9 protein-coding genes and 1 pseudogene are annotated in these 10,246 nt (G+C 65.6%); 5 read left to right on the forward strand and 5 right to left on the reverse strand.

All coding sequences use genetic code 11. The features are described 5' to 3' along the window. The 4 genes from VGH68_RS14115 to VGH68_RS14130 all read left to right on the forward strand — a co-directional run. Positions 1-705 (forward strand): ABC transporter ATP-binding protein (locus VGH68_RS14115; RefSeq protein WP_331604262.1); only part of this gene is annotated, 705 nt, incomplete at its 5' end. 58 nt (positions 706-763) lie between these two features. Continuing rightward, positions 764-1,600, forward strand: coding sequence for a transporter substrate-binding domain-containing protein (locus tag VGH68_RS14120; protein WP_331604263.1), 837 nt, complete (start codon positions 764-766; stop codon positions 1,598-1,600). Between the two features lie 92 nt (positions 1,601-1,692). Continuing rightward, positions 1,693-2,439, forward strand: coding sequence for an amino acid ABC transporter permease (locus tag VGH68_RS14125; RefSeq protein ID WP_331604264.1), 747 nt, complete (start codon positions 1,693-1,695; stop codon positions 2,437-2,439). A gap of 2 nt (positions 2,440-2,441) precedes the next feature. Then, positions 2,442-3,098 carry an amino acid ABC transporter permease gene (locus VGH68_RS14130; RefSeq protein WP_331604265.1) on the forward strand — a complete coding sequence of 219 codons (657 nt, stop codon included), beginning with the start codon at positions 2,442-2,444 and terminating at the stop codon, positions 3,096-3,098. Between the two features lie 27 nt (positions 3,099-3,125). Here VGH68_RS14130 and VGH68_RS14135 read toward each other — a convergent pair whose 3' ends face one another. From VGH68_RS14135 to VGH68_RS14145, 3 genes are read right to left on the reverse strand one after another with little or no spacing between them, the layout of a single operon-like run. Further along, complete coding sequence (locus tag VGH68_RS14135) at positions 3,126-4,415, reverse strand: cytochrome c (RefSeq protein WP_331604267.1); 1,290 nt, start codon at positions 4,413-4,415, stop codon at positions 3,126-3,128. Positions 4,416-4,429: 14 nt separating this feature from the next. Then, on the reverse strand, positions 4,430-6,649 hold the full coding sequence (locus VGH68_RS14140; protein WP_331604268.1) for a xanthine dehydrogenase family protein molybdopterin-binding subunit: 2,220 nt from the start codon (positions 6,647-6,649) through the stop codon (positions 4,430-4,432). A 1-nt stretch (position 6,650) separates the two neighbouring features. Then, positions 6,651-7,106 (reverse strand): (2Fe-2S)-binding protein, encoded by a 456-nt coding sequence (locus VGH68_RS14145; protein WP_331604269.1) that lies wholly within the window; start codon positions 7,104-7,106, stop codon positions 6,651-6,653. 407 nt (positions 7,107-7,513) lie between these two features. Here VGH68_RS14145 and VGH68_RS14150 point away from each other — a divergent pair, with 407 nt between their 5' ends. Next, positions 7,514-7,912 carry a hypothetical protein gene (locus VGH68_RS14150; protein WP_331604270.1) on the forward strand — a complete coding sequence of 133 codons (399 nt, stop codon included), beginning with the start codon at positions 7,514-7,516 and terminating at the stop codon, positions 7,910-7,912. Positions 7,913-8,461: 549 nt separating this feature from the next. On the opposite strand, the gene VGH68_RS14155 is transcribed toward VGH68_RS14150, so the two are convergent. Both VGH68_RS14155 and VGH68_RS14160 read right to left on the reverse strand, forming a co-directional pair. Beyond that, positions 8,462-9,436 carry a peptidoglycan DD-metalloendopeptidase family protein gene (locus VGH68_RS14155; RefSeq protein WP_331604271.1) on the reverse strand — a complete coding sequence of 325 codons (975 nt, stop codon included), beginning with the start codon at positions 9,434-9,436 and terminating at the stop codon, positions 8,462-8,464. 572 nt (positions 9,437-10,008) lie between these two features. Next, a pseudogene (locus VGH68_RS14160) lies at positions 10,009-10,246 on the reverse strand (porin); the annotation flags it as partial.

The following is a 10,246-nucleotide window of genomic DNA, read 5'->3' on the forward strand; positions in this document are numbered from 1 at the left end:
AACCGGCCGGTCACGCAGCTATCGGGCGGCCAGCGGCAGCGCGTCGCGATTGCGCGCGCGATCGCGTCGGAACCGCAACTGTTGTTGCTCGACGAACCGCTGTCCGCGCTCGACGCGAAGCTGCGCGAAGCGATGCAGGTCGAAATCCGCCTGCTCCAGCAACGCCTCGCCATCACGACGATCATGGTCACGCACGACCAGCGCGAAGCGATGACGATGGCCGACGAAATCGTCGTGATGGAGAAAGGCCGCATCGCGCAGGTCGGCAAGCCGCTCGATATCTATCGCGATCCGGTCAGCGAGTTCGTCGCGGATTTCATCGGCCTGGGCAATATCCTGCCGGTTCAGTACGATGGCGCCGGCAGCGTGAGCCTGCCGGGCGGCCGGCGCATCGCGGTCACGCCGAACCCGAGCGCGCCGCTCGCTGGCAGCACGCAGGCCGGCGACGCGATCCGTCTGCTGATCCGGCCCGAGGATATCTGCGTAAAAGCGGCTTCGGACCCGGCCGGCCCGAACCGGCTGCCGGGTACCGTCACGTTTATTCGCGACGTGGGCGCGTCGCTGGAAGCGACGATCGATTGCAGCGGCTTCACGCTGACCGCCGCGACCACGCCGCGCGAAACGCCGGGGCTCGCGCTCGGCATGCCGGTGCTCGCCGAACTGCCGCCGCATGCGTGCAAGCTGATCGCGGCACGCGCCGCCTGATGCGTTGCGCGCACTCACAGCATTTCAATAACGACGCTTTTCGACTGAGGAACAGATGATGAACCAGCCCCCCGCTCCGCAATCGCCACGCCGCGCGAAGCCGCGCCGCGTATTCGCCATGCTCGCCGCGACGCTGGCGATGACCGCGCTCGGCGTGCTATGCGCGCTGCCGTCGGCCGCGCATGCCGATGCGCTCGACACGATCTCGAAGTCCGGCACCGTGCGCATCGGCGTGTTCGAGGACTATCCGCCGTTCGGCTCAATCGGCCCGGACATGAAGCCGGTCGGCTATGACATCGACGTCGCCAATCTGATCGGCAAGGCGCTCAACGCGCGGGTCGAACTCGTACCTGTGACTGGCGACAACCGCATGGCCTTTCTCGCTGACCATAAGGCCGACATGTTGCTGTCGGTCGGCCAGACGCCGGAGCGCGAGAAAGTGATCGATTTCTCGCTGCCCTACGCGCCGTACTACCTCGCAGTGTTCGGCCCGAAATCGCTGCATGTGAAGAACGCCGCCGACCTCGCCGGCAAGTCGATTTCGGTCGCGCGCGGCACGCTCGAAGACCTGAGCGTGACGAAGATCGCACCGCCCACCGCGACCATCAAGCGTTTCGACGATCCGAACGGCGCCATCTCGGCGTTTCTTTCCGGCCAGGCGCAGTTGATGGTGGTCGGCAACGACGTCGGCGCGACGATTCTGGCGCGGCATCCGGCCAACGATCCGGAGCAGAAGTTCTCGCTGTTCAGCTCGCCCGATCACGTCGGCCTGAACAAGAACGAGCCGCGCCTGAAGGCGAAGGTCGACGAAACGATTGTGAAGGCCCGCAAGGACGGTACGATGAACGCGATTTCGCAGAAGTGGCTGCGCGCGCCACTGCCCGCCGATCTCTAACCTGCCCGCGCTGACGGCCCGCCGCTCACGGGCCTTGCGTCGCGCAGCCGGCCGCGATTGCCGGAATCCGATCCAACGATAAGTGTGCAGCGATGACCTACGCGTTCGATTTCAGCGGCTTCGGCCTCTATGCCGACATGCTCGTGCGCGGCGCGGCCGTGACCCTCGGGCTCACGGCGGTATCGACACTGCTCGGCGGCCTCGTCGGCATCGCCGGCGCGAGCATCGCGGCCGCCGGGCCCAAATGGGCGCGCTGGCTGGTCGCGAGCTACGTCGAGCTGATCCGCAATACGCCGTTTCTCGTGCAGCTGTTCTTCGTGTTTTTCGGGCTGCCGAGCCTCGGCATTCGTATCGACGAAGTGCAGGCCGCGGTGCTCGCGATGACCGTCAATCTCGGCGCGTACGCAACCGAGATCGTGCGCGCCGGGATCGATTCGGTTTCGCGTGGCCAGGTGCAGGCCGCGCAAGCGCTCGGTCTGCACGGACGCCAGGTGTTCCGTCACGTGGTGCTGCCGCAGGCGCTCGCCAATGTATTTCCCGCGTTGCTCGGCCAGGTGCTGATCGTGATGCTCGGCTCGGCCGTGGTGTCGCAGATCTCGGTGCCTGACCTGACCTATGCGGCGAACTTTATCCAGTCGCGCAACTTCCGCTCGTTCGAGAGCTACCTGATCATCACCGCGGCCTATCTGCTGATGTCGATCGTGCTGCGGCAATTGCTGAACCACTTCGGCCGCAATCTGTTCGCGGGCCGCGCCACGCGCGGCGACGGCGGCAAGCCGCGCAACGGGCGCAGCCGCCTGTTGTGGCGCGGCGCGCGCAGCGCGCCAGCGGAGCACTGATCATGGTCGAATTCACGCTGTGGGACATCGCCCGCAATCTGCTGCTCGCCGCGCGCTGGACCTTGTTGCTGTCGGTGATCGCGTTCGTCGGCGGCGGCATCGTCGGATTGGTGTTGCTCGCGCCGCGGGTGTCGCCGGTCGGATGGCTGCGCCGCATCGTCGTGCTGTACGTCGAAGTGTTTCAGGGCACACCGCTGCTGATGCAGTTGTTTCTGACGTTCTTCGGCCTGCCGCTGCTCGGCGTCGACGTGTCGCCATGGGCCGCGGCGGCGGTTACGCTGACGCTCTATACAAGCGCGTATCTGGTGGATATCTGGCGCGGCTGCGTCGAGGCGGTGCCGCGTGGCCAGTGGGCGGCGGGCGCGAGTCTGGGCATGACGTTCAGCCAGCAGTTGCGCTACATCGTGTGGCCGCAGGCGCTAAAGATCGCGGTCGCGCCGACAGTCGGTTTTCTTGTGCAGGTCGTGAAAAGCACCGCGCTTGCGTCGATCATCGGTTTCACCGAACTGACCAAGACCGGCTCGATGATTACCAATGCCGCGTTCCGGCCGTTTCCGATCTACGGGATGGTCGCGATGATCTACTTCGCGATGTGCTTTCCGCTCACGTGGTATGCGCGCACGCTGGAGAAGCGGCAGAAGGTGGGACAGCATCGATGACGGCCGCCCCACCTCGACTGTCCGCGCCTAGCGCGCCGCCTCGGTCGACTTGCGCAGCTTCGCGACCTGCGCCGCGCCAACCGCCGGCGCGCCGTTGTTCCACCCCGCGCGCACGAAGCTGAGCACATCGGCGATCTGCTGGTCGTCGAGCACCGCCGCGAAGCCCGGCATCGGGAATGGCGACGGCACACCGTTGATCACGAGATCGGGGGTGCCGTTCAACGTCACGTTGATCAGCGACGACGGATCCCGGGCGAGCACGTTCGGATTGCCGGCGAGCGGCGCGAGCATCGGCGCGAAACCGCGTCCGTCGACGGCGTGGCAGTGCATGCAATACGCGGTGTACACGCGCGCACCGGCATCGTTCGCGGGGCGATCGAGCGATACCCGGGTTGCCTGTGCATCGTACCTGTAGGGCTGCGCGCCGTTGCCGCCCGCCGGCGCCAGCGACTTCAGATACGTCGACATCGCCGCGACGTCCGCATCGCTCATGTTCTGCGTGCTGTTGTTGATCACGCTGGTCATCGAGCCGAATGCCGACGCGTGCCGGTTCGCGCCGGTCTTCAGGAACGCGCCGATATCCTGCTCGCTCCAGCGGCCGAGGCCGACGTTGTGTTCGCCGGTCAGGTTCGACGCGTACCAGCCGTCGAGCAGCGCGCCGCTCAGGAAGCCACTGCCGCTTTCGTCGAGCGCGCTTTCCTGAAACGCGACGCCGCGCGGCGTATGGCACGAGCCGCAATGTCCGAGCCCCTGCACCAGATACGCGCCGCGATTCCACGCGACGTCCTTGCCCGGCTTGTCGCGATACGCGCCCTTGTCGAGGAACGCCATATTCCACAACTTGAGCGGCCAGCGCATGTTCATCGGCCATTTGATATCGGACTCGCGATTGGCCTGCTGCACCGGCGCGACGCCGTGCATGAAGAACGCGTACAGCGCCTTCATGTCGTCGTCGCTGACCTTGGCATACGACGGATAGGGCATCGCCGGGTACAGGTTGTGGCCGTCTTTCGCGACACCCTCGCGCATCGCCCGCGCGAAGTCTTCTTCGGTATAGCCGCCGATGCCGGTTTGCGGGTCCGGCGTGATATTGGTCGCGTAGATGCGGCCCAGCGGCGTGTTCATCGGCAGGCCACCGGCGAACGGTTTGCCTTTGGGCGCGGTATGACAGGCCGCGCAATCGCCGAGCTGGGCGAGATAGGCGCCGCGTTGCACCAGCGCCTGATCGGCCGCGCTTGCCGCATCAGCCGGCGGTGGCGCGAACAACGGCAACGCGACGCACAATGCCGCGCCCAACCCCTTCAGAGTGTTTTTCATCACAGGCTCCCTGGTCACGCGGTATGCAGTTGACGGCCGACCGGCAATTGGCGCAGCCGCTTGCCGGTCGCCGCGTAGATCGCATTGGTCAGCGCGGGCGCGAGCGCCGCGGTGCCCGGCTCGCCGATGCCGCCTGGCGCCTCGCCGCTCTTGACGATATGCACGTCGATCGGCGGCGTCTGGTCGATGCGTAGCATCCGATAGTCGGTGAAGTTGTTCTGCTGGACGCGGCCGTTCTGGATCGTGATCTCGCTATAGAGCGCCGCCGTGATGCCGAAGATGATGCCGCCCTGCACCTGCGCTTCGATCGTGTTCGGATTGACGACCATCCCGCAATCGACCGCGCAATTGACGCGCTTGACCGTCACCTCGCCCTGGTCGACCGCCACTTCGAGCACGATCGCGAAGAAGCTGCCGAACGCGTGCATCACCGACACCCCCCGCCCTTGACCCTGCGGCAGCGTGCTGCCCCAGTTGCCGGCCTGCGCGGCCACGTTGAGCACGTTCAGCGCACGCGGCGATATGCCGAGCAGGCTGCGCCGGTATTGCACCGGATCGATCTTCGCGTGCGCGGCGAGTTCATCGACGAAACTTTCGACGACGAACGTGCCGCGCGTCGGCCCGACGCCGCGCCAGAACGCAGTCGGAATCGCATGCGGCTCCTGGCGCACGTAATCGATAAGCTGGTTCGGCAGGTCGTACGGCAGATCGGAGGCGACCTCCACCGCGTCGCGATCGAGCCCGTTCTGGAACGCGGGCGGCGCGAAGCGCGCGAGGATCGACGAGCCGACGATCCGGTGCTGCCATGCGATCGGCTTGCCGTTCGCATCGAGCCCGGCAGAAATCGTGTCGTAGTAATACGGCCGATACATGTCGTGCTGGATGTCTTCCTCGCGCGTCCATACCACCTTGACCGGCGTCGATAGCTGTTTGGCGACCTTCACCGCCTGCGTGACCATATCGGTTTCGAGCCGCCGACCGAAACCACCGCCGAGCAGGTGGTTGTGCACGATGATCTGGTCCGCCGGCAGGCCGGTGACGGCGGCCGCCGCATCGACGACCCGCGTCGGCACCTGCGAACCGAGCCACACTTCGCACGCGTCGGCGCGCACATGGACCGTGCAGTTGACCGGCTCCATCGTTGCGTGCGCGAGGAACGGCTGCTGATACACCGCGTCGACCCGCGTCTTCGCGTCGCCGAACGCGCGACGCACGTCGCCTTCCTTGCGCGCGACCGCGCCTTTACGCTGCGACGCGGCCGCGAGATCGTCGACGATCGTCTTCATCGACAGCTGGGCGCCAGCGCCTTCGTTCCACTTGATATCGAGCGCCTGCAAGCCGCGCTTGGCGGCCCACGTGTGATCGCCGATCACCGCGACCGCGTTGTCGACCCGGATGATCTGCCGCACGCCGGGGATCGTCTTCGCATGCGTGTCGTCGACGCTCGCGAGCGTGCCGCCGAACACCGGAGAATTCGCGATCGCCGCGTAGACCATGCCGGGAAGACGCACGTCGAGGCCGAACATCGCGGTGCCGTCCACTTTCTCCGGCGAATCGAGGCGCTTCGCGGGCGTGCCGATCAGCTTGAAATCCTTCGGGTCTTTCAGCGGCACGTTCTGTGGCACCGCCTGCGTTGCCGCGGCCTGCACGAGCTGACCGTAGCTCGCGCTGCGATTGCTCGCCGGATGGATCACCTGGCCGGCCTGCGCGTGGCAGCTGGCTGGATCGACCTGCCATTGCGCGGCAGCCGCGTTGATCAGCATCGCGCGCGCGGTCGCGCCGGCGCGGCGCATCGGATCCCACGCGAACCGGATCGACGTCGAGCCGCCGGTCAACTGGCCGCCGAGCAGCGGGTCCTTGAAGAGTTTTTCATTCGGCGGCGCGTGATCGAGCGTGACCGAATCGAGCGGCACTTCGAGTTCTTCGGCGATCAGCATCGGAATCGACGTATAGACGCCCTGACCCATCTCGACCTTCGGCATTACGAGTGTGACCTTGCCGGCGGTGTCGATCTGGATGAATGCGTTGGGCGCGAACACGCCGCTTTGCGGCGCTTCGTTCGCATCGCCGCCGATCACGGTCTTGCCGGTTGTCTGATCCTGACTCGCGGCCGGCACGCTGAAGCCGAGCAGCAGACCGCCGCCGGCCGCTCCGCCGACCGCGATGCCGAACTTGAGGAAGCCGCGCCGCGACAGGCCAGGCGCGTGGTGTTTATCGAGCAATCGCTGGGACATGTCACGCCCCCTTCGCGGCGTGCTTGATCGCCACGCGGATGCGATTGTAGGTACCGCAGCGGCAGATGTTGCCGGCCATCGCGGCGTCGATGTCCGCGTCGCTCGGATTGGGGTTGCGCGCGAGCAGCGATGCCGCCGACATCACCTGCCCCGACTGACAGTAGCCGCATTGCACGACATCGAGTTCGCGCCAGGCCTGCTGCACTTTTTGTCCAGCCGGGGTCTGGCCGACCGCTTCGATCGTGACGACCTTGCGCTCGCCGACCGCGGCGGCGGGGAAGACGCACGAGCGCACCGCGACGCCATCGAGATGCACGGTGCAGGCGCCGCATTGGGCGATGCCGCAACCGAACTTGGTGCCGGTCAGGCCGACGAGATCGCGCAGCACCCACAACAGGGGCATGTCGGGCGGCGCGTCGACGGTATGGTTTTGGCCGTTGATATTGAACGTTGTCATGGGCGGCTCCGGTGTGGATGTATTGTGGTCACACGGTTTGGATCGCAACGCCGCGTCAGATCGCGAAGGCGCGCCGTGTTTGTTCGGCACATCGCGCTAATGCGCGGCGCAAGACGGGCTGCGGCTGAGCTAACGTTGCTTACAGACCGGGCGATTGTAGTCGTGGAGAAAAAAATTCGCCTCGTGGCTGCACATGATTCGTTGAAGCCCGACAACGGACAATGCAGAGCGATGGCCGCGTGCATGCTTGCTGCATGGCTGATCAAACCCGCGCGCGAATCAATGCGTTACCATCGACGCATCGACCCATCAGCGTGACGCACGCGAATCGATGCGCGTTATGCATCGCGTGATGCGCAATTGCGAGGCACGATGGCGTCGCGTCACTTCAGCCGCAGGAGCCGCCGATGAACGACCCGCAATGCACTCAATTCCTCTCGGACATTCGCAGACCGCTGCTGGCGCTGCACAAGGCGATTCTCGATCACGAACGTGCGTCGTACGAAAAGGAATTCGGCCCGGTGACGCCTGCGGCGTTCCTGCAGGTGCTGATCAACGGGTCGGGATTTCGCTGGCTCGCGCCGCTATCGACGGTGATCGCGAGCGTCGACGAAATTCTCGACGACGCGGAGGCCGATGCCGCCGATCGGCGCGCGACGGCCGAAGCCGTCGTCGGACTGTTCTCGGCGGATCAGCCGAACAATAGCTTCCTGCCGCGCTACCTGCCGCTATTGCAGGCCGACCCGGCGATCCTGCATTACCACGGCGAGGTGTCGCGCGTGTTGCGCGGTGCGCAACCGGGGTAGTCAGGCGCGGATGCGAACGGGCAGTGCACCGGTCGGTTCGGACGGAGCGGCAACGCGATCGATACGCTGCCGGCTCCCGAATCTTCTCACCGTTGAGAAAGCCGTTCTGGCGCGCGATGCGCTGTCGATTGACGCGGCCTTTATTTCTCGCGATCGATGAATCATCGGGCAATGCCCGCGCTTTGCTGTCGTCGGCAGCAGCGATCCCCGTTGCTGTAAGGTGTTTTCTACCTGGTTCGTAAGGATCCGGGCGCGCGGCGTTGCGCTTTGATCGATGGAACGACGATCCAAACAAGTCGCCGAGCGGATTTCCTGGCTTTGCTGATTAAAACAACGGTGAGCTTTTGCGGGACGTTGTGGCGAGCGCAAGGGGAACTTGCTGAATGCGTGCTACCCAGGTTGGCCAGCCTGGCCCAACGTCACCTGGCCGCCTACGCGAAGCGGCGCCGCGGGCGCTTGCCGCTGCGGCGCGTGCAGGGTTGCGCGGCGTCGTAGGTCGTCGTAGGTCGTCGTAGATCGTCGAAAGCGTTCGGCGCGACGACGCCGAACCTAGCCGCGCCCCTGCGGCAGATACGGCAGTGGATCGACCGGCTTGCCGTCGCGGCGCACCTCGAAGCCGAGCGACACGCGCGAGTTGCTTTCGTCGCCCATCTCCGCGATCTGCTGTCCCCGGCGAACCACGTCGCCCATCTTGACCAGCAGTTTGCGGTTGTGCGAGTACACGGTCAGAAAATCCTTGTTGTGCTGCACGATGATCAGACTGCCATAGCCGTTCAGTCCGGTGCCCGCGTACATCACCTTGCCGTCGGCGGCGGCCCGCACCGGGTCGCCGGGCTTGCCGCCGATTTCGATGCCGCGCGTGGCACCCGGCTGGAATGCTTCGACCACGCTGCCGGACGCAGGCCACGTGAGCGTCACGCTGTTCGCGTGCCGGCGGGTTTCCTGCATCACTTCGTGGACCGTCGCGGCGTCGGGAAGCGGCGCGGCTTGGGTGGAAGCCTGAGCTGAGGTTTGGGCTGCGGTCTGGGCTGCGGTCTGGGCTGCGGTCTGGGCTGCGGTTTGGGCTGCGGTTTGGGCTGCGGTTTGCGCCGGCGCCGACGCGGCGGCTGCCGCCGCGTTGGCCAGCTTCACCGCCCGTACCGTTTCGGGCGACGCGACATGCAGCACCTGCCCCGGCTTGAGCCGCGCCGATGCCTTCAGTCCATTCCACGCCTGCAACTGTTTGACGCTGCAGTGATGACGCTGCGCGACGCGCGCAAGCGTGTCGCCGCGCCTGACCCGGTAGACGAGCGGCGGAGATTTCTTCAGCCGCGCGTTCTGGTTGGCGTCGATCGTCAGTTGCGCGGATCCGACGGCCGCGTCCGTCGTGGCGCTTGCATTCGCCGCCGCTACGCCCGATGTCGCGCCCGCGCCCGCGCCACTTTGCCCGTTCAGCTGACCGAAGTTCGCGCAACCGCCAAGTGCCAGTGCGACCCACACGCCGGCGACACCGGCCTGCATCGTTCTGTCGAAACGTTTTCTCATGCTGCTCGACTCCTGCTCGTATTCAAGGGCCGCGCGGATGCCCGTGCTGCCCGTCACGCGCCGGGTCTCGCACGTCGCGGCGACCGCGGTAAAAACCGGACACAGCCCGGTTGCCGATCAAAATCCGGCGAATTGTAAAGTGCGCCTTAACGAAAAACTTGACACCACACACACTGATACAAACCTTACGGACCGTGTCCCGCGGTTGCGGTGCAGGCGTTCTGACGCGGACGTAATAAGCACGCTGCCGGCCGTTGACACATTTCACCATTGTTGGCCTTTGCGTTATCGGCAGACACTGCCGGAACTTGAATCGCGGGGGTGAGGTGCAAGCGGCAATTAGCGTCGGAAGTCGACAAAGGAATGGGACGGCGCGGCACCGCAGGCGTATCCGCGCCGCGGCTCAGCCGGCGGGCCGCCCGGCACCCAATGCGGATGACCCAGTGGGTAAAGACCTCCGGCTCGCGACGCGAGAAGCGAGCGTGAGCCCGCCGCGCGGAGTAAGCGCTGAAGCTGAACGGCTATTCGAGCCTCGAACCGCCGCGCGAGTCGACGCGACCGCAGGCGCAAAGCTAGAACTTATGCCGGATCGCTGCGCGCACCACGACTTGCTTCGACGTCGATGACGGCGACTGGGCGCCGGGGATAAACGCGTAATCGAGGATTGAGAGTGTCGAATCGCCGGTGACCTGCTGATACGCGCCCTGCAGATAGACGTCGGTGCGCTTGGAAAGGTTGTAATCCGCCATCAGCCCGAACGTATGAATGCGCGGCTTCACGCCGCCATTGGACGCATCGTATGTTTCCATC

The sequence above is a fragment of the Paraburkholderia sp. genome, assembly GCF_036488505.1.
In the GTDB taxonomy this organism is placed as follows: domain Bacteria; phylum Pseudomonadota; class Gammaproteobacteria; order Burkholderiales; family Burkholderiaceae; genus Paraburkholderia.

Excerpts from the sequence above, each read along its gene's own strand:
- VGH68_RS14150 (WP_331604270.1), top strand. The coding sequence starts at position 7,514 with ATGAACGACCCGCAATGCACTCAATTCCTCTCGGACATTCGCAGACCG.
- VGH68_RS14145 (WP_331604269.1), bottom strand. The coding sequence starts at position 7,106 with ATGACAACGTTCAATATCAACGGCCAAAACCATACCGTCGACGCGCCG.
- VGH68_RS14125 (WP_331604264.1), top strand. The coding sequence starts at position 1,693 with ATGACCTACGCGTTCGATTTCAGCGGCTTCGGCCTCTATGCCGACATG.
- VGH68_RS14155 (WP_331604271.1), bottom strand. The coding sequence starts at position 9,436 with ATGAGAAAACGTTTCGACAGAACGATGCAGGCCGGTGTCGCCGGCGTG.
- VGH68_RS14130 (WP_331604265.1), top strand. The coding sequence starts at position 2,442 with ATGGTCGAATTCACGCTGTGGGACATCGCCCGCAATCTGCTGCTCGCC.
- VGH68_RS14135 (WP_331604267.1), bottom strand. The coding sequence starts at position 4,415 with ATGAAAAACACTCTGAAGGGGTTGGGCGCGGCATTGTGCGTCGCGTTG.
- VGH68_RS14140 (WP_331604268.1), bottom strand. The coding sequence starts at position 6,649 with ATGTCCCAGCGATTGCTCGATAAACACCACGCGCCTGGCCTGTCGCGG.
- VGH68_RS14120 (WP_331604263.1), top strand. The coding sequence starts at position 764 with ATGAACCAGCCCCCCGCTCCGCAATCGCCACGCCGCGCGAAGCCGCGC.